Source organism: Flavobacterium movens, assembly GCF_039581425.1.
Classification (GTDB): domain Bacteria; phylum Bacteroidota; class Bacteroidia; order Flavobacteriales; family Flavobacteriaceae; genus Flavobacterium; species Flavobacterium luteolum.
Window position 1 is genome coordinate 79,873 of sequence record NZ_JBCPXY010000004.1, and the last position, 20,456, is coordinate 100,328.

Annotated in this window: 18 protein-coding genes; 4 read left to right on the forward strand and 14 right to left on the reverse strand. The window is 34.5% G+C overall.

Annotated elements, in window-relative coordinates:
* Positions 1–12: 12 nt before the first annotated feature.
* Positions 13–816, reverse strand: a complete 804-nt coding sequence (locus AAYQ05_RS08875; RefSeq protein WP_343542743.1) for a hypothetical protein — start codon at positions 814–816, stop codon at positions 13–15.
* 58 nt (positions 817–874) lie between these two features.
* Complete coding sequence (locus tag AAYQ05_RS08880) at positions 875–1,600, reverse strand: hypothetical protein (protein WP_343542744.1); 726 nt, start codon at positions 1,598–1,600, stop codon at positions 875–877.
* A 280-nt stretch (positions 1,601–1,880) separates the two neighbouring features.
* On the opposite strand from AAYQ05_RS08880, the gene lysS reads away from it, so the two are divergent.
* From lysS to AAYQ05_RS08895, 3 genes are all read left to right on the forward strand, one after another.
* Positions 1,881–3,584: a lysine--tRNA ligase gene (lysS, locus tag AAYQ05_RS08885; RefSeq protein WP_343542747.1), complete on the forward strand. Its 1,704-nt coding sequence runs from the start codon at positions 1,881–1,883 to the stop codon at positions 3,582–3,584.
* Between the two features lie 389 nt (positions 3,585–3,973).
* Positions 3,974–5,119 carry a S1 family peptidase gene (locus AAYQ05_RS08890; protein ID WP_343542749.1) on the forward strand — a complete coding sequence of 382 codons (1,146 nt, stop codon included), beginning with the start codon at positions 3,974–3,976 and terminating at the stop codon, positions 5,117–5,119.
* A gap of 82 nt (positions 5,120–5,201) precedes the next feature.
* Positions 5,202–8,009 carry a DUF2135 domain-containing protein gene (locus tag AAYQ05_RS08895; RefSeq protein WP_343542751.1) on the forward strand — a complete coding sequence of 936 codons (2,808 nt, stop codon included), beginning with the start codon at positions 5,202–5,204 and terminating at the stop codon, positions 8,007–8,009.
* A gap of 63 nt (positions 8,010–8,072) precedes the next feature.
* Here the strand turns inward: AAYQ05_RS08895 and AAYQ05_RS08900 are convergent, their stop codons facing one another.
* The 8 genes from AAYQ05_RS08900 to AAYQ05_RS08935 form a co-directional block, all read right to left on the reverse strand.
* On the reverse strand, positions 8,073–8,669 hold the full coding sequence (locus AAYQ05_RS08900) for a hypothetical protein (protein WP_343542752.1): 597 nt from the start codon (positions 8,667–8,669) through the stop codon (positions 8,073–8,075).
* A 27-nt stretch (positions 8,670–8,696) separates the two neighbouring features.
* Positions 8,697–9,716 carry a 2-hydroxyacid dehydrogenase gene (locus AAYQ05_RS08905; protein WP_281631370.1) on the reverse strand — a complete coding sequence of 340 codons (1,020 nt, stop codon included), beginning with the start codon at positions 9,714–9,716 and terminating at the stop codon, positions 8,697–8,699.
* 14 nt (positions 9,717–9,730) lie between these two features.
* Complete coding sequence (locus tag AAYQ05_RS08910) at positions 9,731–9,982, reverse strand: DUF6755 family protein (RefSeq protein WP_177210660.1); 252 nt, start codon at positions 9,980–9,982, stop codon at positions 9,731–9,733.
* A gap of 18 nt (positions 9,983–10,000) precedes the next feature.
* Positions 10,001–10,510 (reverse strand): QcrA and Rieske domain-containing protein, encoded by a 510-nt coding sequence (locus AAYQ05_RS08915; RefSeq protein ID WP_343542755.1) that lies wholly within the window; start codon positions 10,508–10,510, stop codon positions 10,001–10,003.
* A gap of 11 nt (positions 10,511–10,521) precedes the next feature.
* Positions 10,522–11,091, reverse strand: coding sequence for a 4Fe-4S dicluster domain-containing protein (locus AAYQ05_RS08920; RefSeq protein WP_281631368.1), 570 nt, complete (start codon positions 11,089–11,091; stop codon positions 10,522–10,524).
* 19 nt (positions 11,092–11,110) lie between these two features.
* Entirely contained in the window at positions 11,111–13,327 is a 2,217-nt protein-coding gene (locus tag AAYQ05_RS08925; protein WP_343542760.1) for a molybdopterin oxidoreductase family protein, read from the reverse strand.
* 100 nt (positions 13,328–13,427) lie between these two features.
* Complete coding sequence (locus tag AAYQ05_RS08930) at positions 13,428–14,477, reverse strand: MFS transporter (RefSeq protein WP_281631366.1); 1,050 nt, start codon at positions 14,475–14,477, stop codon at positions 13,428–13,430.
* Between the two features lie 6 nt (positions 14,478–14,483).
* Positions 14,484–15,953: an MFS transporter gene (locus AAYQ05_RS08935; RefSeq protein WP_343542761.1), complete on the reverse strand. Its 1,470-nt coding sequence runs from the start codon at positions 15,951–15,953 to the stop codon at positions 14,484–14,486.
* A gap of 286 nt (positions 15,954–16,239) precedes the next feature.
* Between AAYQ05_RS08935 and AAYQ05_RS08940 the strand changes: the two genes are divergently transcribed.
* A complete protein-coding gene (locus AAYQ05_RS08940) occupies positions 16,240–16,680 on the forward strand; it encodes a DUF4890 domain-containing protein (RefSeq protein WP_343542762.1) in 441 nt (146 codons plus the stop codon).
* Between the two features lie 45 nt (positions 16,681–16,725).
* Here the strand turns inward: AAYQ05_RS08940 and hemL are convergent, their stop codons facing one another.
* From hemL to AAYQ05_RS08960, 4 genes are all read right to left on the reverse strand, one after another.
* Entirely contained in the window at positions 16,726–18,012 is a 1,287-nt protein-coding gene (gene hemL / locus AAYQ05_RS08945; RefSeq protein ID WP_343542763.1) for a glutamate-1-semialdehyde 2,1-aminomutase, read from the reverse strand.
* Positions 18,013–18,090: 78 nt separating this feature from the next.
* Positions 18,091–18,600, reverse strand: coding sequence for a hypothetical protein (locus AAYQ05_RS08950; protein ID WP_343542765.1), 510 nt, complete (start codon positions 18,598–18,600; stop codon positions 18,091–18,093).
* A 51-nt stretch (positions 18,601–18,651) separates the two neighbouring features.
* Complete coding sequence (locus tag AAYQ05_RS08955) at positions 18,652–19,551, reverse strand: glucosaminidase domain-containing protein (protein ID WP_343542768.1); 900 nt, start codon at positions 19,549–19,551, stop codon at positions 18,652–18,654.
* Positions 19,544–20,452, reverse strand: a complete 909-nt coding sequence (locus tag AAYQ05_RS08960) for a 1-aminocyclopropane-1-carboxylate deaminase/D-cysteine desulfhydrase (protein ID WP_343542770.1) — start codon at positions 20,450–20,452, stop codon at positions 19,544–19,546. The genes AAYQ05_RS08955 and AAYQ05_RS08960 overlap by 8 nt, the downstream gene beginning before the upstream one ends.
* Positions 20,453–20,456 lie beyond the last annotated feature (4 nt).

Here is a 20,456-nt window from a genome sequence, read left to right on the forward strand (position 1 = left end):
GAAAACAGCCTTTTATTGCTCAAATTCGACTTTAAAACCAAAATCGACACTGCTTTCCTGCATATTATCTAAGGGAATTTCGACAGTAAAACTTTTTCGATCAGACGCTATTACAGCATTTTTTATCGAAACAGTTTTAATCTTTTTAGGAAACTGATATTCGGCAATGTACTTACACTCTTTAAGCATTTCATCCATCTTTTTTGAGAACGGATCATCGCTTTTTTCTTTCTTAGTTTCTTTTTTCTTTTTAAGTTTCTTATCGTCTTTAGAAGGTGTTACTGACTTAATAAAAACCTTGCCATCATAAAAAATGGTGGTATTAGATTTTTCTTCAGGTTTTGGAGCAGCACTTAACGCTCCTAATCTTTTTTTATCAGTAGCAGCCAGCGCTTCTAAACTTTCGGCAGGTGTTGCAATAGTTTTAAAATCTGTTCCGCTAGGAAAATCAATTGACATGGTATATTCGAATTGCTTTTTCTCGTCGTTTACTTTCATGCTAACTTTAAAATTCTCCAAAATTTTAAGCTTCTCTTTTTCTTTCTCCAGCATCGCAATTTTTTCTTTATCTGCATCTGGCAATTTAGAAATACTGTCACTTAACTTGTTAAGCATATCTTTAAAGGTAAAAGTAGTATCCACGACTTTGTTGACTTTAGTCGAATCACTTTTTTTCATTCCCATTTTATACATCGGAGACATATCAAAACCGTACGAAAAAGTGCCAGAACCATCTTCGTTCATAGTCATCTTTTCCTTAAGGATACAGCTAGTAAAACAAAATGCAATAAAAAAGCAAAGTAGTATTCTTTTCATAATTTAGGTTTAAGTTATGCAAGCGAAGATACTTTCTTTTAAAAAATTTTTGAAGTTTTTATTCTAAAACTACTTCTAGATTTGTCATTTCAGGATTTCCATAAAAAGCAGAAAGCGGAAATTCTATAATCAGCCCTTTTTTATCGGAACTAATTAAAACTTTAGGATTAGAAACGGATTTTATATTTCTTGGAAAATGGTATTTCAAATTATAGGTTTGCATTAAACTTGAATTACCGTATCGCTCTAAAAATTTCTCAGATTCTTGTTTCGCTTTTTCTAATTCCTCTTTATTTATAATGACAACTGATCGTTTAAAAACTTTTCCATCAAAATCATATCCAATTCTATAATAATGATTTTCTGCTGTGAGAGCGTAATTATGCTGAATATCTGATGCGTAATTTTCGGTCTTATATAAATCGGGAATTTCTGAAACTGTTTTAAAATGAAGTGAAAGTTCGTTTTTATATTCTTTTTCAAAGGAGCTCTTTTTTAAATGTACTTTTACTTTGGCATATTTTTGAAATAACCGCTGCTCTTCTGCTTTATACTTTACGAAGTTTTCGTTGTATTTATTGATATAATCTTGAAAGATATAGGTTGTATCTTGAAAAACATTTTCTTTAGAATACTCTTCTCCTGCTATTTGCATATAACTGTTTTCGTCTCGAATCTGTTCTATTTCTATGGTACCACTTCCGTCTGAATTTATGGTAATTGTTTCGGTAATTTGACAGCTTGCAAAGAAAAACAGAATTAATAAGCTTAATAAATATTTCATTTTTTTTGAGAAGATTCTGAGATTGTGAGTTGCTAATATAGTTCATTTTTTATTTAATTTCTTACAAAATAAAGGTCTTGTAAAAACAAAATGGTGCAATCTAGCCCCGATAGAAGCAGTATCCTTTTTCTTTCGCCATGGCGAGGAAAAGATACAAGCAGATAGCAGGACTAAAGTTGATTGAAACCCAATAAATTGCTGCTTCAAAAAATCTAAAAACTGCATTAAAAAATCTACATTCTTTTGTTTATCTTTGCACACTTAAAAAACAGAGCACAAAATGGCATTATCAGAACAAGAAATCATCAGAAGAGAAAAACTTCAAAACTTACGCAATCTGGGAATCAATCCTTATCCAGCTAATCTTTTTCCTGTAAATCATACTTCGAAGCAGATAAAGGAAACTTTTGAGGAAGGTAAGAAGGTTATCGTTGCTGGACGTTTGATGAGTGTTCGTGATCAGGGTAAAGCTTGTTTTGCTGAATTACAAGACAGCGAAGGTCGTATTCAATTGTACGTAAATCGCGATGTTTTATGCGAGGGTGACGACAAAACTTTATACAACCAAGTATTTAAAAAATTAACCGATTTAGGTGATTTTATTGGTATTGAAGGTGAATTATTCACTACGCAAGTTGGTGCAAAATGTATTCGCGTAACTGGTTTTACTTTCTTGAGTAAAACATTACGTCCGTTACCTTTACCAAAAGTTGACGAAGAAGGAAATGTTCACGATGCTTTCAACGACGCTGAATTGCGTTACAGAATGCGTTATGTAGATTTAACTGTAAATCCACAAGTTAAAGAGACTTTTATTAAACGTACTAAATTGTTCAGTGCGATGCGTGGTTATTTTAACGATGCAGGATATCTTGAAGTTGACACTCCAGTTTTACAATCAATTCCTGGTGGTGCTTCGGCAAGACCATTTATTACGCACCATAACTCGCTTGATATTCCGCTTTACATGCGTATTGCGAATGAATTATACTTAAAAAGATTAATTGTTGGTGGATTTGAAGGTGTTTATGAGTTTTCTAGAAACTTCCGTAACGAAGGGATGGACAGAACGCATAATCCTGAGTTTACAGCAATGGAAATATATGTAGCCTATAAAGACTACAATTGGATGATGGAATTTGCTGAAGGCTTGTTGGAGCATTGTGCAATTGCTGTAAATGGCACAAGCGAAGTTACTTTTGGCGAGCACAAAATCAACTTTAAAGCGCCTTATGCACGCGTTACAATGACAGATTCAATCAAACATTTTACTGGTTTTGATATCTCTGGAAAAACAGAACAAGAATTGTTTGAAGCGGCAAGAGGAATGGGAATCGAGGTTGACGAAACAATGGGTAAAGGAAAATTGATTGATGAGATTTTTGGAGCAAAATGTGAAGGAAATTATATTCAGCCAACTTTCATTACAGATTATCCAAAAGAAATGTCTCCGCTGTGTAAAGAGCACCGCGATAATCCAGATTTGACTGAACGTTTTGAATTAATGGTTTGCGGAAAAGAAATCGCAAATGCTTATTCTGAATTAAATGACCCAATTGACCAAAGAGAGCGTTTTGAAGATCAAATGCGTTTGGCTGCAAAAGGTGATGATGAAGCAAACGGAATTATCGACGAAGATTTCTTAAGAGCTCTTGAGTACGGTATGCCTCCTACTTCTGGAATGGGAATTGGAATGGACCGTTTGATTATGTATTTAACAAACAATGCTTCTATTCAAGAAGTTTTATTGTTCCCTCAAATGCGTCCTGAGAAAAAACAAGCTCAAATCGAACTTTCTGACGAAGAAAAATTCATCATTGACTTGCTTACCAAAAATGAAAATAGAATGGATTTAACGCAGCTAAAAATTACAGCTAACTTAAGCGGTAAAAAATGGGATGCTTCTATGAAAAACTTATCTAGACACGGTTTGACTAAAGTTGTCGTTGACGGCGAGTTTAAATTTGTGGAATTGGTGGGGTAAATTTTAAAAAATCCAATTTTGGAAATTCCAAATTGATTTACATACTTCAAACCCGACAGGTTTTTAAAACCTGTCGGGTTTATTTTTTTTTAAACTAATACTTCTTCCCATCAATATTTTAAAGCCAAAATCAAAATTGCGATTAAAAAACTGAAAAACAATACGTTACTTCCCTTAAATTGTTTTACAAGAAAATACTTTCATAATCCTAGCTATAAAATTCAAAAACAAAACAAAATTCGGTTGGCATTGAATATGCAATTGATTTTGTTTTTGCTTTTTTTTAGCAAACAAATTACTACATTTGAAAAAAAAAATAGACTTTGTATAAAGTCTATTTTTTTTTAACCCAAACCTATTCAATTAACATTTTTCAACCAATATTTTAAATGAAAATTAGAAAAATCGCCCCAAACGAAGACTTAGAAACAACAATCAAGAAAAAAAGAAATCGTAACAAATTTATTTTCATCGCTATTATTGCTCTTTCAGCTGCAGGATTTTTAGGATTTAAATATTTTACTCCTAAAAAAGAAGCTGTTTGTTTAGGCACAGATACTAAAATCTATGATACTTACAAAGATGCCGTTGTACTTATAAAGCATAAATATGGCTATTTTGCTAAAATTAATGGAAAAGAAATCCCTCTTAATGTTGAAGATGCTAAGGAAGAAACCATTTACGGAACAGGTTTTTTTGTAGATACAGAAGGAGACATGATTACCAATAGACATGTTTTACAGCCATGGAATTCAACTGAAGAAGAAAGTGAAAAAGTAAATACTAATATTCGAAATCTGCGAATGAAAATTGCTTCTATCCTTACTAGCGATGTTTCTGAAGATGACTATGAAAGCTTTATTAGCAACAATTGGTCACATGCTTCAGTCTCTTATGATGAAGGTGAAGGAGACGGAGAATATGAAGAATCAGGCGAAGAAACTACTGAATCAGCAGGTGAAGAATTTGTTAGTTCTAATGAAACAGAAACAGATTCATCGCAAGTATCAACTGATATCGCAGCATCTATTCCTGTAAAAGAATATGTTTCTGCAGAAAACATTGAAGTATATGTAAAAACGGTAGACATTCAAGTTGCACTTCATAATTCTGATAGCGAATGGATTAATTGTGAAATGAAAAAAGTTTCAGACGACATCAATATTGATTTAGGTATTTTGCAAGTAGCTGATCATAAAACTCCTAAAACCGTTACCAATATTATAAGCCTTGATAATATTGTTGACAATGATACTTCTCTTGCTCCAGGGCAAAAAGCGATAATGGTGGGCTATCCAATGGGAATAGATTTGGCACAGACCAATTCTGGTATAAAAGTGCAACTTTACAATGGTCAAATAAGTAAAGAATCTGATGGCAACAAAATTCAATACAGTATAACTTCTACACATGGTGCTAGTGGTTCGCCTGTTTTTAACGAATGTGGACAACTGATTGCAGTTAATTTCAGTGGATTCGACCAAGTTCAGGGTTTCAACTTTGGAATTGTGGCTAAACATATTCAAGCACTCTAATTTGAAAAAATCCCGAAAAAAACGCTTAAATCTAATCAGGTTTTCACTTTTCCAACCAAACAAAAAATCGACTTAATTAATTATGAATAAATTTTTTAGTATCTGTGCACTACTGTTCTGCGGTGCCGCTTTTTCACAGATTCCAACTCTGGATGTCGAAAATCAGAAAAAAAATTCGGTAATCTTACAGGAGGTAAAAATTGAAACCAAAATTTTAGGAAATCTTGCTTCCACTACAGCTACTTATACATTTTATAATCCTGGCGACAGAATTTTAGAAGGAAATTTTACCCTTCCGTTGCCAGAAGGAGTAAGCGTAAGTGGTTATGCTTTGGACATTAATGGAAGCTTAAGAGATGCCGTTCCTGTTCCAAAAGAACGAGCTAAAGAAGTATTTGAAAGTATTGAAAAAAGAAATGTAGATCCAGGTATTATTGAAAAAGTAGCTGGAAACAATTTCAGAACTAGAATTTATCCAATTACAGCTAGAGGCAGCCGATTTATTAAAATTACGTACAATCAGGAATTGAAAAATTCGGCTACTGATTATCAGTACTTTTTAAGTTTTGCCAATGCTATTAACATTCCAAAATTTAATCTGAAAGTAGTAGTTAATGAAAGTTTAGTCACTCCTAAAATCACTGAAAATCCAGACGGAAGTTTTTCTTTTCAGAAAAAAGGAAACCAATGGATTGCTGAGATTAATAAAGTAAATTTTACGCCAAATGAAAGCCTTAAAATAGCTATTCCAAAAGTAAACGAATCGTCGAACGTGATGCTTCAAAAAGCTTCTGACGATAAATCTTATTTTGCAGCAAGTGTTTCAATGAATTTCCCTGTAAAGGAAAAAACAAAATCTCAAAAAGTTGCCATTATTTGGGATAATTCATTTAGCGGATCAAAGAGAGAGCGTCAAAAAGAACTGGACTTTCTTAATGCTTATTTTTCAGACAACAAGAATGTTGCAGTCTCTTTTGTTCTTCTAAATAATACGCTAGAAAAAACAGAAGAATTTACTGTTTCTGGAGGAAACTGGAATGCCTTAAAAGACAGAATTCTTAATCTGAAATATGATGGTGGAACTGACTTCGGCGCTTTAAAAGAGATTTCATCAATAGACGAATATCTTTTGTTTTCTGACGGAATTTCAAATTTTGGAGATTTAACTTTAAAATTCAAAAAACCGGTTAACACTATAACAAGCACCCCAACTTCTGATTTTAATCTGCTGAAACTTTTAGCATCACAATCTGGAGGAAATTTTATTAATCTTAACGAATTAGATACGCAATCTGCTCTAAAAACATATAAAAGGCTTCCGATTCTGTTTTTAGGCTTTAAAGAAACAAATACGCTTCAAGAGTTATTTCCAAATGTTGGAACTGCCGTAAACGAACCTGTGAATATATTCGGAATTTCATCTTCGAACTTGAGTAAACTTACTGCTGTTTTTTCAGTCGGAGACAAGAAATTTGAAGTGCCTGTAGATTTTAGTAACGCTGTACAAGTAGATAATTGGCCTCTTGCACAGTTTTGGGCGCAACGAAAAATTAATGATCTTGAACTTAATTCAACTCAAAACAGTGATGAAATCAGAAATCTGAGCGAGCAGTTTGGTGTAGTAAGTAAGAACACCAGTCTTATCGTATTGGAAGATGTTAATGATTATGTGCGTTTTGGCATTACTCCTCCACAGGAATTATTACCAGAATACAACAGAATCGTTTCTCAAAACAAAAAACAAATTTTAGAAAAAAGAAGAAATCTTCTATCTAAAGCTTTTGATAAAACACGTGAACTGACAACTTGGTGGAACAGTGAATTTAAGCCTACAGAAAAAAAACAATATCCTACAATTTCTAAGCAGTCACAAAAATTGTCGTCAGCAGAGGAAAGTGTTGTTAGCGATAATGCTTTATATTCTGCAGAAAGTAGAGCAAGCGATAAAAAAACAGCTACAGGTAAAATAACTTTGGTAGAGGTTGAAAGCACTCAAGAGTACATGAAAGATTTTCAATCTTTACAATCGCCGGAATTGATTTACCAGAAATATCTTGAAAATCGTCCAAAATATGAGAAACAGGTAACCTATTATTTTGATGTTTCTAAACTCCTATTCAAAAAAGGTGATAAAGCTCTTTCTCTAAAGGTTTTAAGCACATTAGCAGAACTTGATTTGGAAAATGAAGAGTTGTACAAAACGATATCTTATCTGTTGAAACAGAGAGGCAATTATGAAAAAGAATTGTGGATTACTCAAAAAATTCTAGAATGGAGACCATTTGACCCTCAAAGCCACAGAGATTATGCATTGGCTTTGGTAGACAATAAAAAACCTCAAGAAGCTCTTAACATCTATAAAGGCATGCTTTATCAGGAATATACCGATGAGATTTCTATTAGAGATAATGGTATCGAAGAGATTTTGATTATGGAAATCAATAATATTTTGAGTCAAAACAAAAATGTTGATGCAAGCAAAGTAGATGATCGTCTAAAAGCAAACCTTCCAGTCGACATTCGCATTGTTATTAATTGGAATAAAGACAATACAGATATAGACCTTTGGGTTACAGATCCAAGAGGAGAAGATTGCTCTTACTCGCATAGATCTACAGAAATTGGAGGAAGATTAAGCAACGATTTCACTCAAGGTTTTGGTCCTGAGCAATTTTTACTTAAAAAAGCGATTAAAGGGAAATATAAAATTAAGACTAATTTCTTCGGCGAAAGACAGAACATTCTTTCTGGACCAACGACTGTAATGGCAGAAGTTTATCTTTATTATTCTGATGGCAGACAGGAACGTAAAATTGCTGTTTTCCAAAATCAAAAAGAAAACAAACGCGAAAGTGACAGTAAAATTCTAATTGGAGAATTTGAATTTTAGAAATTACAAAGCTTACTAATATTTAAACCCGACAGATTCTAAAATCTGTCGGGTTTTTTATTTTTAAAACGAATATTTCTCCAATTTCTTTCCTTGAATATCCAAAACCTTTGTACTCTCTTTTGGAACATCGCCTTTTATAACTTCTTGAACAGATGGATTGGATGGGTATTTTCCACTTTTCATTTTTAGAAGATGAAATTTTCCTCCGCTTTCAAATATCAAATCATAAAACTTTTCAGTTGATGAAGAGGTTACATAAATCGGGAAATCGGTTACTGTGAAACGATTGATTACAGTACCATCATTCTTTAAAATATAACCCGAGCATCCTCCACTTCCGCAAAAATAAGGGTTTGCAAAACCAACTAAATATTCGTTTTTCTTATCATTATTCAAATCGAAAGCTTCATAATAAAAATAACGATCGTCTTTGGTCAGTGCAGGGATATCATTCTTTAATAAAACCAATAACTGTTTACGGATTAACTCTACGGCTTTATCTTCTTTTGGCGTAGCTTCACTTAAATTTGCTGTACCACCAAGTGTTTTAGATAACGTATCTTGAACAACTGTTTTTACAATATTTTTCGAATTATCTTTATTTTGACAAGAGCTTAATGCCAAAATACTCATTAGAATTAAAATCTTATTTTTCATAATCTGATATTTTAAATTCGTTATAATTTACACCAGTAATGCCGCTTTATTTTCAATATCATTTTGAGTCAGCAATGATTTTATATTGTTAAAAGTCACTAAAGCAATCTGAGTTAAAGCTTCGTTGGTAAAAAACGCCTGATGTGCTGTTACCAAAACATTTGGAAAACTCATTAAACGCTGAATTGCATCATCTTGAATAATATCTGCCGAAAGATCTCTAAAGAACAATTTTTCTTCCTGTTCGTAAACATCAATACCTAAATAACCTATTTTTCCTTCTTTCAAACCTTCAATAACAGATGACGTTTCTATTAATCCACCGCGACTGGTATTGATTATCATAACACTGTTTTTCATAAAAGAAATAGAAGTAGCATTGACAACATGTTTTGTTTGCTCATTCAACGGACAATGAAGCGAAATAATATCACTAGATTTAAAAATCTCTTCCAAGCCGACAAAAGAAACACCGTCCTTTTTCATTTCTTCATTTTCTATAATATCATAAGCCAAGACTTTACAGCCAAAACCTGAGGCTATCTTGGAGAATGCTTTTCCGATATTTCCAGTTCCAATAATTCCGATTGTTTTTCCGAATAAATCGAAACCTAATAATCCGTTTAAAGAGAAGTTCTGCTCGCGAACTCTATTATAAGCTTTATGTGTTTTTCTATTTAAAGTTAAAATCATTGCCATGGCATGTTCGGCAACTGCTTGCGGAGAATATGCGGGAACACGGCAAACTTTTATGTGGTGTTTTTTAGCTGCCTCCAAATCGACATTGTTAAATCCAGCGCAACGTAAGGCAATTATTTTTACTTTTTTTTCTGCTAATTGTTTAATAACGGTTTCGTTTACAATATCATTTACAAAAACACAAACAATCTCGCACTCTTCAATTAAAGCTACAGTCTGAGGATTCAATTGTGTTTCAAAGAAATTCAACTGAAAACCAAAATCTTCATTGTATTTATTGAAAAACGTTTTATCATATGGCTGAGTAGAGAAAAAGGCAATTTTTCTTGCATCTGGATTTGAGTTCATGATATTCTATTTTTTTATGTATTATTTTTAAAATTCCCTTTTGGCAGATAATACAGCCATCCAAAACCAATCAAAAATAAAATAAGCGAACCTATAAAAGCAGGAATTAAAATTTCTTTATTGTTATCTAATGCATTGTTTAAAGCAGCATACAATAACCAGATCTGAATGCTTACATTTAAGATTAAAACAAATATTAAAGTAGACAGAATAACATTCAACTTATTAGGATTTGCTTGATTTTGGCTTTTTCTAAATGTACTCATAATTTTTATTTTAAACTATTAACTTTCTTTATTTTCGAATGCTTTTACGAAAATTTTATCCCCTTTTAAAAGCACTTCTAACTGAGGCAACGCTCTCGGCGGAGGTCCAGCGATAACATCTCCCGTTAAAGCATCAAAAGAACCTTCGTGGCATGGACAATGAATTATTCCTGTTCCAGGTTTGTAATAAACGGCACAAGAAAGATGCGTACATTTTTGTTCGTAGGCTCGAAACATGCCGCTTTCTAAATGCACCAAAATATAAGGAATGGCACTTCCTTCAATCACAAAACCTCTTGTTCCGCCTAACGGAATATCTTTTACTTCACACACAAAATGTTCTCCAACAACTTCTTCGCCAGGCAACAAATACGCTTTTGCTGCGACCAAACCACTTCCTACCATTAAGCCTCCAGAAACTAGTGTAAGAAACTTGGCAAAATCACGACGGCTGACTTGTGTCGATTCCTGCTTTTTATATGGAAAATCTTTCTTCCAGTTTTCACTTAAATTATCTTCTTTAGACATGGATTTTAGATTTAGAATATTCGTAATTCGTTGCTTCCTTTTGGCATCATGATATTCACTTTTGTATTGACACGTTCTTTCCCGAAAACAAATGAATTTACAGGAGTGCTGTTTGGACGCATTTCTTCAATCTGAGCGCGAGTTCCATAAAACAGCGCGCCACTCGGGCAAACCGTTGCACACATTGGCTTTTTACCAACGCTGGTTCTATCGTAACACATATTGCATTTCATCATCAAATCATATTCTTCCATTTTCTTTGGAACTCCAAACGGACAAGCCATTACACAATTGGAGCAGCCAATGCAGCGTTCTGTATTTGCGGTATGAACTACTCCGAATTCATCTTGCGAAATCGCATCAGCTGGACAAACATTTGCACAAACTGGATCTTCGCAATGCATACAAACCTGAACTGTGGTCTGAATTGTCACGGCACGCTCTACATAATTAACATGAATCATGGATTCCTGACCATTCGTTTCACATTCCGAACACGCCATTTCGCACGCTTTACAGCCTATGCATCTTTGTAGGTCTACAAAAAACTCTTCGTTTTTATTATAATTGGTTACATTCATAATTGTTGCTTTTTATAGATTAAACACTTGCATAAGCATCTGATTTGTCTGATGAGTTTTCGATTTCGCCCAAAGGTTCCAACTTACAAGCACAGACTTTAAATTCTGGAATTTTAGAAATCGGATCTAATGTTCCAGGCGTTAACTGATTGGCCGATTTTTTCCCTGGCCAGTGATAGGGAATAAAAACGGTATCTTTTCGAATGGTTTCTACAATATTGGCAGGAAAAATTCCTTCTCCTCTTCGGGTTGAAACTTTAACTAATTCCCTTTGCTGAATATTATATTTCTGAGCCATTTCTGGATGAATTTCCAACAAAGGTTCAGGAAATTGATCTACTAGTTTTCCTATTCTTCTAGTTTGCGTTCCGCTTAAATATTGAGAAACAACACGACCAGTTGTTAATGTTATTGGATATTCTTCATCTGTAACCTCGCCAGGCAGTTTATAAGGAGCTGGATTAAAATGTGCTTTTCCGTCTGGTGTGGCAAATTTTTTATCTTCCCACAATCTTGGCGTTCCAAGATGATCTTCGGTTGGACATGGCCAGAAAACACCCATATTATCTTCTACTTTTTTATAGGTAATTCCGTTGTAATCAGCAGTTCCTCCTTTTGAAGCGACACGCAGTTCATTAAAAATGGCTTCACTATCTGCGTAAGTAAATCTTTCTTCTTCGCCTAATCTCTTTGCTAATTCTAATAATATTGAAGTGTCTGTTCTCGCATCGCCTGGAGGTGTTACAGCTTGACGAATTCGGATAACACGTCCTTCGGCTGAAGTTGTCGTTCCCTCCTCTTCTTCCTGCAATGAACCTGCTAAAACAATATCAGCATGACGTGCTGTTTCGTTCAAAAAGAAATCTATTGCCACATAAAACTCTAATTTTTCAAGAGCAGAACGCACATAATTATTATTCGGTAAAGACACTAACGGATTAAAACAAATCGAAATCAATCCTTTTATTTCACCGCTATGGATTGCTTCGATAATCTCATAAGCTGTGATACCTTTATGTGGCATATCTTCTTCCTTAATTTTCCAGACATCGGCAATGTATTTGCGATGATCCATATTTTCGATATCACGATTTCCAGGCAATTGATCGCATTTATGACCGTGTTCTCTTCCTCCCTGTCCGTTTCCTTGCCCCGTAATGGTTCCGTAACCACAATATGGTCTTCCAATTCTTCCTGTTGCCAAAACCAGATTAATGCATCCTAATACATTATCGACACCTTTTGAGTGATGTTCGATTCCTCGTGCGTGCAGTAAAAAGCTCGTTTTTGCTTTTCCCCATAATTCAGCTGCCTCTTTAATTTTTTCTTTCGAAATTCCCGTAATCTCTTCTGCCCATTCTAAAGAATAATCCTTTACGGCATCAATTGTTTCTTGAAATCCCGAAGTATGATTATCGATAAAATCATGATCTAGCATATCATGATCTACGAGATATTTTAGCATTGCACCATATAAAGCCGAATCGGTTCCCGGTCGTACATCTAAATGGACATCAGCAGTTCTTGCCAATGGAATAACTCGCGGGTCGACTACAATTAATTTAGCGCCGCGATCTCTCGCTTTCCAGATCCAATGGGTTAATGTTGGAAACGTCTCACTAATATTCGCTCCCGCAACAATAATAACTTCAGCATATTCTAAATCCGAATAATTGTTTGAAGCTCGATCTAAACCAAATGCTTTTTTGTTTCCTGCGCCAGCACTTACCATGCAAAGACGTCCGTTATAATCTAAATTTCTTGTTTTTAAAGCTACTCTAGCAAATTTTCCTACCAAATAACTTTTTTCGTTTGTAAGCGAAACTCCAGATAACATCGAAAAAGCATGTTTGCCGTATTTTTCCTGAATTCTTTTAATTTCCGAAACGGTTTTATCCATAGCTTCATCCCAAGTAGTTTGTTCAAAACCTTTGCCTTCTACTCTTTTTATGGGGTGTAATAATCGGTCGGGATGATTGTTCTGCATATAGCGCTGTACCCCTTTTGGACACAAACGGCCTTCGTTGAACGGAAATTCCATCCAAGGTTCAAAACCAACCACTTTATTGTCTTTTACAGATAATTGAATTCCGCACTGCATGCCACAGAAACAGCAATGTGTCTTAACCGTTTTATCTGGTTCATCACGTCCTGGATATCCTTCTTTTGGCGTATAATTCAGATGCGGACCAAATGCTTCAATTATTTTTTCGGTTGATACAGGTAGTTTTGCCATGATTTTTTTTTGTTATTTTTTGGTTTCAGATTTCATGTTTCATGTTTCATGTTTCACGTTCTGCGACGAAACTTGAAACCTTAAACTTGAAACTATAATTTTATCCAAATAAATTTCCGCCTTCGATTCTTGCTTTTAAATGCGCTTTTGCCAAACGATCTCGTTTTCCTTCGGGACTTAAATCCAGATGTGAATTTCCTTGATCGTCACTAAAGTCAAAGCCTAATTGTTTGGTTACAATTTTTAAATCATCAATATGAAGCTGAGTTGTAAAAGGTTTTCCTGTTTCTTTACAGATTGCCATTCCTTTTTTCATTCCTTCTTTTTTGTAAATGTGCGCACCAATCTGTGCAGGTCGTTGAATGATATGGAAGAACTTTCCAAACGGAATCCATATTAAAAACATTATTACCGTTACGGCATGAACCACTGCGAGAAAATCATACGCAAATCCTTTCATAAATTGATAAGAGTAAGTCAGACACAAACCTGTAACCGAGATTGCAATTAATAATAAAAGCGGTAATAAATCTCCTTCGAAAGTTTGAGTTGCAATTAATCCCGGATTGGTTAAACGTCTTCTTAAATAATAAAGTGATCCAAAAATAACTAGATAGGAAGACCAGTTTAAGGCATGGAAAGTCAAAAAAGCCATAATAGAATCCAACCTGAAATCCATTACTTTAAAACCAAAAAAGTGAGCTTCGTAAACTGAAATGGAATTTGGTGCCAAAGTAAAATGAATCCATCCAAACGTTAACGGAAAAGTAATTGCAAAAGCCGAAAAACAGCCAATTGCAATACAGAAATGAGCCAGCCATCTGTATTTTCCTCTTGGATAAATGAACTTCTGAAAAGCGATATTTTGAACTGATTCTTTTCCTAAAAACCACAAATGCGAAAATACTTTTCCTGTAAAGAGAAAATGAATTCCGCGCTTGAAATACATCCAAGTTGGCGGTCGTTGCAGCCAAACTGTATAGCGATACACGACTCCGAAAAATGCAAACAGAGTTCCGAATAAATAGGTAACTAAGGCCGCATCAAAATTCTGCAATTTTCTTGATCCATAAAAAACCAATACGACCATAAAAACCGAAGCTGCCGTTGCAATTAATAAAGCTTTCGTATTAAATGTTTTTTCTTTCATGACAGATTATTTTCGATCAATATCTTTAGCCATTTCAGGCAGTTTTTCTTTTGTCATTTTCACAATTACACGGTGCATCCAAATCAGACAGGTTAATGATAGTGCCAGAATAAAAAGCCAAGAACTCGTCCAGAATCCAGTAAATGATAATAAATAGCCAAAAATAATGGGTCCGAAGAATCCGCCTAAACCGCCTAAGAGTCCGACCATTCCACCAATTACACCTACTTCATTGGGAAAATAATCTGGTATATGTTTGTACACCGCGGCAGAACCAATTCCCCACGAAATTCCTATTAGAATAACCAAAACTAAATACACCCACATATTGGCTTCAAAATGAATTTGTGTAATTCCTTCTGCCAATAAATCTTTTTTCTGTATTTTTTGATTTTCTACTACGACAACTTCCTGCCATGTTTTTTTGGATGGAAAAAATTTAGAATGCGGCTGACTTTCATCTTTCTGACTTATAGCATATTCTTTACCATCAACCACTATTTTATCTGGCGAAACCGCTGTAACAGTTCCGGCTTTACTGGCCAAGAGACCACTTCCTGAAGTAGTGATGTCCATTTTTGGAAACAATAATAAAAAGCTTAATACGACCGAAGAGCTCAAAACCCAGTACATTACCTTTCTGGCTCCGAATTTATCCGACAAAAAACCTCCAAAAGCGCGTACGACACCCGCAGGTAAACTAAAACAAGAAGTAAAGATTCCGCCTAAAACTAAAGTTGTGTGATACACATTCATAAAATTTGGCAGAAGCCATTGCGAGAAAGTCACAAACGAACCAAATACTAAGAAATAATAAGTTCCGAAACGCCAAACACGCACTCTCTTTAAGGGCTGCAATAATTGTCTTACCGTTTTAGATTGTGCTTCACTTTTTTTGTTTTTAGCGAAAATCAAAAATACAATTCCCATTAATAGCAAAGCAGAACCATAAAGTACAGGAAGCCATTTCCATCCATTTTCAGGATCGTTTTCTGAGAATGTACTCAAAAGTGAAGGCGCCAAAAAAGGTGTTATAGAAGCTCCAGCAGTGCCCATTCCAAAAATTCCTAAGGCTCTTCCTTGCCATTCTTTAGGATACCATACAGAGGTTGAAGCTACTCCTACAGCAAAACTGGTTCCTACCATTCCGAATAGAAAACTTAAAATGGCAAAAACAGTAAAAGAAGTTGCAAACGGCAAAAGAAATAACGGAATTGAAGCCAAAATCAATAACCCAGAATGTACAATTTTGCCACCAAACTTATCAGTTAAAATTCCCATTGGCAATCTCATGATTGATCCTGTAAGAACAGGAATTCCCAATAGCCAGCCAATTTGCACAACGCTCCAGTTAAAAATTTCTTTATCAACTAAAAATGTAACTAATACTCCGTTGAGGGTCCAGCATGCGAAACAGATTGCAAATGCCAAAGTATTTAAAAAAAGAATGCGGTGGGCTTGGGAAAGATCTGCCATAGAATAAAGTATTAAATTGTGTTTTTGAAATCTATTACTGAAATATGGGAATCATGGACATTGCTTTTCATAAACAACAGAAAAAGCAATAGTTTCCTAAAGTTAAAAAAAAATATTCGAAGCAAGATACTTACTGTCAAATATTTAGCGTTATAATAATCTTATTTAAATTCATTCTTTAAAAAAAATGTAAATCAATCTGTTAAATAAAACACAATTTTAAAAGACTGATTAAACCAGTTTTAAATAATAAAGTCTAATCTGAAAACAATTAAAAAACTTGAATATGAAAAAATTATTTATCGCAGCTATGTTATTTGTTGGAATAGCAAGTTTTGCACAAGACATGGATCAAAAACCAGCACGTGAGCAAAGAGAAAGAATGACTCCAGAACAGCGTAATGAGAAACAGCTTCAAAAACTGACTACAGAATTAAATTTAGATGCGAGTCAGCAAGCACAGGTAAAGCAGCTTTTAGCAGATAGAAGCGAAAAAGCCGAAAAATTTAGAGAAGCTAGAAAAGAAAAAAAAGACAGTAACACAAAACCAACTGCTGAAGAAAAAGCGGCTTTCAAAAAACAAATGGAAGACGAAGTCGCAGCAAATGATGCTAAAATGAAATCGATCTTAAAACCTGATCAATACACAAAATGGAAAGCGCTGCAAGAAGAGAAAAAAGACAAAATGAAGGAAAAAATGAAAGAGCACAAAAAAGATAAAATCTAATTTGATGCATAAAAAAAGAGGCTTTAAAAGCCTCTTTTTTGTTATTTAAAATGTTTTCGAAACTTTATCGATCGCATTGATTGTAAAATCTAAATCTTCGTAAGTCAAAGCGTCTGTAATGAACCATGTTTCGTATGCAGATGGCGCAATGTAGACACCTTCCTGCAACAATCCATGGAAAAATTTCTTGAATGTTTCGTTATCTCCTTTCGCAGCAGTCTGGAAATCGGTTACCGGATTTGCATCAAAGTGAACAGAAATCATAGAACCTACTCTATTGATTGTAAAAACAACATTGTTAGCTTTTAAAACTCTATCAATTCCTGCTTCTAAATAAGCTGTTTTTTCTTCTAAACGAGTAAAAATTTCTCTGTCATTATCTAGAGCTTTCAACATGGCATATCCTGCCGCCATTGCTAACGGATTTCCAGATAACGTTCCTGCCTGATAAACTGGTCCAAGAGGCGCTAAATAATTCATGATTTCTTCTCGTGCAGCAAAAGCTCCAACTGGAAGTCCACCACCAATAACTTTTCCGAAAGTCACAATATCAGCATCAATTCCATATAATTCTTGAACTCCACCACGCGCTAAACGGAAACCTGTCATTACCTCATCAAAGATCAATAAGATTCCGTTTGCAGTACATAAGTCTCTTAAACCTTGCAAGAAACCTTCTTGAGGTGGGATACATCCCATATTTCCCGCAACTGCTTCGATAATAATCGCCGCGATTTCTCCTTTATTAGCTTCGATTAAAGCTTTTACATTCTCTAAATCATTGTATTTAGCTAATAAAGTATCTTTTGCAGTTCCTTCTGTAACTCCTGGACTATTTGGAGATCCAAAAGTCACAGCGCCACTTCCTGCCTGAATCAAGAATGAATCAGAATGTCCGTGGTAACAGCCTGCAAATTTGATGATTTTATCTCTTTTTGTAAATCCGCGAGCTAGACGAATTGCGCTCATACACGCTTCTGTACCCGAATTTACAAAACGTATTTTGTCAATATTTGGAACCATAGAAACAGCCAAAGCTGCAATTTCTGTCTCCAATTCTGTTGGCATTCCAAATGAAGTTCCCAGTTTTGCTTTTTCGATTACCGCATCAACAACTGGCTGATATGCATGACCTAAAACCATTGGTCCCCAAGAGTTGATATAATCTATTAATTTGTTTCCGTCTTCGTCGTATAAATATGCGCCTTTAGCACTTTTTACAAAAATCGGAGTTCCGCCAACCGCTTTAAACGCTCTTACTGGTGAATTTACTCCTCCTGGAATTACTTTTTCTGCTTCAGCAAAAAGCTGACTACTTCTTTTGTATAACATTCTTATTTTTGATATTTAAATTGTAGAGTTCATATTTATCAGCTTAAGCCTCTTATAAACTCATTAAAATATTTTTCCTCAATTTATTCTTTTGGCAGACCTTGCGTATCCATGATGCGAATCAAACTCTTCTTTTAAAGCCCACCTATTTTTACATTTATCGCATTCATATGTTTCTTCTTTAATACTATAACAACCAGCATCTCCCTCCTGAATTTTCTCTACAAAAGTTAAAGACTTTAGAGAACAAGTTAATCCAGAATATTTTTCACATTCTTTTGGATTCCCACATTGTACAGAGTTGTCATAAAAATAAACTTCTGCAATTTCAAAATGTTCAACAGGAAAGTAATTTTGAGTCTCAAATGGAGCATATTCATTTGATACAACTTCGTTTACTTGTAACCATTTTCGAACATTTTTGTATTCAATCATTTTCCATAAACCGCCACATTTGGGACACTTATAGATTAAAATTTTCAATTTTCCTTCTCTCAAGAAATAGGAATCTAATTCTGTTAAATATTCCTTTTCACAAGTAAGTTCCAAATTAGATCTCTCAAAATTTCCGCAATATTTATAGATCACTATTATTTCAAATTTTAGAGTTCAGTCCCAAAAGGTATTTGAATAGATTAATTACTTCACTTTCAACCTCTGCCCGATCGAAATCGCATTATCAGTCAGATTATTTTTTCTTTTTAAATCCTCAACCAATAAATTGAATTTTTTTGAAATCGAATACAAAGTATCTCCTTTTTGAACCTCATATAAATTCGGATCATATTGATTCATATTGATCTTTGGATCAGAAGCGACGTCATAAGATGATTTTTTTGGTGGAGCCGAAGTATTTATTGGCACATAATTTCTTCCTGTAACTTGACAATCATACTGATGCAGATTGTATCGCTCAATATAACTAATCAATTTATCTGGATATTTAGGATCTGTTGCATATCCGCAAGCTCTAAGCCCTTTTGCCCAAGCCTTGTAATCATCTTTTTCGTAAGTGAATAAACTGGCATATCGTTTTTTTCCAACCAAAAATAAAGCGTGATCTCTATATGATTCTGATGCCTGAGGATATTTTCTAAAACATTCCTGAGCCGAGTCATCGTCATGGCGAACACTTTCGCCCAACCAATCATTATGGCACTTTATTCCAAAATGATTATTAGCATCTACAGCCAAATCTCCTCTTCCTGCACCAGATTCCAAAATTCCCTGCGCCAAAATAATACTCGCTGGAATTCCGTAAGTTTTCATGTTTCCCATTGCAATTTCTTTGTACTGCAACACATAGTTATTAATTAAATCACTGGTAACAACTGTTTTAGATGTAGATTGAATAACCTCAGTTGTATTATTTGTAGAAGGGTAATTTTTACCGATTGGTTTAACAGGAGTATTTCTTTTTGCTGCCGCTGTTCTACTTTGAACGGCTGCCGCTTTTTTGGTCGTCGCGATGGCAGGCTTACTAGAAGAGCAGCTTGCTAAAGCTAATATTACGAGAAGTAATACAATTTTTTTAATCATTGGTTTTGAGTATTGGTAATTTCTTCTGCTTCAACTTTATATTCATTCCGTCAATTCCCTGCAATCCGCCTGTGTGAATGAGTAAAATTTTTGAATGTGGAGGAAAATAATTTTTGCCGATTAAATCTATAACGCCAAAAACCATCTTTCCTGTATAAATTGGATCTAAGGGCACTTTTGTTTTTTCAAAAAAAGCATTAATAAATTCAATTAATTCTAAATTTATCTTGCCATAACCTCCAAAATGATAGTCAGAAACTAAATTCCAGTTATCTTTATTTGCAAAAATACGAATTTCATCGGTTAAAAAGTCACCTTTTAACGCTGGAAAGCCCAAAATTTTCTGATTTGGCAGCGAATTATTAATCAATCCCGAAATCGTGCCGCCTGTTCCAACAGCACAGCAAACGTAGTTGAAAACCGCATCTTCAACTGTCAAAATCTCTTCGCAACCTTTTACGGCGAGTTCGTTTGTTCCGCCTTCAGGAACGAGATAAAAATCGCCAAATTTATCTTGCAGCTTTTGTAGAAAAGATTCTTCGTTTTTTAAACGGTACTCTTCTCTTGAAACAAACTCAAACTGCATTCCGTTTTCCTGAGCAAATTTCAAGGTTGGATTTTCTTCTATTTTATTTAAAAGCTCATCGCCGCGAATAATGCCGATCGTCTTAAAACCTTGTTCCATTCCTGCATAAGCTACAGCTGCGATATGATTGGAAAAAGCGCCGCCAAAAGTCAGCAACGTCTTTTTATTTTCGACTTTAGCCTGAAGCAAATTGTATTTCAGTTTTCTGAATTTATTTCCTGAAACAAACGGATGAATTAAATCTTCTCGCTTAATTGTCAACGAAATATCATTCGGAAACTGAATATTTATATTTTGATTGAAAACTGGATTCATTTTT

What these genes read in the sequence shown, in the direction of transcription:
- AAYQ05_RS08915 (WP_343542755.1), bottom strand. Translation starts at nt 10,510, where the DNA reads ATGTCTAAAGAAGATAATTTAAGTGAAAACTGGAAGAAAGATTTTCCA.
- AAYQ05_RS08935 (WP_343542761.1), bottom strand. Translation starts at nt 15,953, where the DNA reads ATGGCAGATCTTTCCCAAGCCCACCGCATTCTTTTTTTAAATACTTTG.
- AAYQ05_RS08895 (WP_343542751.1), top strand. Translation starts at nt 5,202, where the DNA reads ATGAATAAATTTTTTAGTATCTGTGCACTACTGTTCTGCGGTGCCGCT.
- AAYQ05_RS08925 (WP_343542760.1), bottom strand. Translation starts at nt 13,327, where the DNA reads ATGGCAAAACTACCTGTATCAACCGAAAAAATAATTGAAGCATTTGGT.
- AAYQ05_RS08920 (WP_281631368.1), bottom strand. Translation starts at nt 11,091, where the DNA reads ATGAATGTAACCAATTATAATAAAAACGAAGAGTTTTTTGTAGACCTA.
- lysS (WP_343542747.1), top strand. Translation starts at nt 1,881, where the DNA reads ATGGCATTATCAGAACAAGAAATCATCAGAAGAGAAAAACTTCAAAAC.
- hemL (WP_343542763.1), bottom strand. Translation starts at nt 18,012, where the DNA reads ATGTTATACAAAAGAAGTAGTCAGCTTTTTGCTGAAGCAGAAAAAGTA.
- AAYQ05_RS08910 (WP_177210660.1), bottom strand. Translation starts at nt 9,982, where the DNA reads ATGAGTACATTTAGAAAAAGCCAAAATCAAGCAAATCCTAATAAGTTG.
- AAYQ05_RS08905 (WP_281631370.1), bottom strand. Translation starts at nt 9,716, where the DNA reads ATGAACTCAAATCCAGATGCAAGAAAAATTGCCTTTTTCTCTACTCAG.
- AAYQ05_RS08955 (WP_343542768.1), bottom strand. Translation starts at nt 19,551, where the DNA reads ATGATTAAAAAAATTGTATTACTTCTCGTAATATTAGCTTTAGCAAGC.
- AAYQ05_RS08875 (WP_343542743.1), bottom strand. Translation starts at nt 816, where the DNA reads ATGAAAAGAATACTACTTTGCTTTTTTATTGCATTTTGTTTTACTAGC.
- AAYQ05_RS08900 (WP_343542752.1), bottom strand. Translation starts at nt 8,669, where the DNA reads ATGAAAAATAAGATTTTAATTCTAATGAGTATTTTGGCATTAAGCTCT.
- AAYQ05_RS08960 (WP_343542770.1), bottom strand. Translation starts at nt 20,452, where the DNA reads ATGAATCCAGTTTTCAATCAAAATATAAATATTCAGTTTCCGAATGAT.
- AAYQ05_RS08890 (WP_343542749.1), top strand. Translation starts at nt 3,974, where the DNA reads ATGAAAATTAGAAAAATCGCCCCAAACGAAGACTTAGAAACAACAATC.
- AAYQ05_RS08930 (WP_281631366.1), bottom strand. Translation starts at nt 14,477, where the DNA reads ATGAAAGAAAAAACATTTAATACGAAAGCTTTATTAATTGCAACGGCA.
- AAYQ05_RS08940 (WP_343542762.1), top strand. Translation starts at nt 16,240, where the DNA reads ATGAAAAAATTATTTATCGCAGCTATGTTATTTGTTGGAATAGCAAGT.
- AAYQ05_RS08880 (WP_343542744.1), bottom strand. Translation starts at nt 1,600, where the DNA reads ATGAAATATTTATTAAGCTTATTAATTCTGTTTTTCTTTGCAAGCTGT.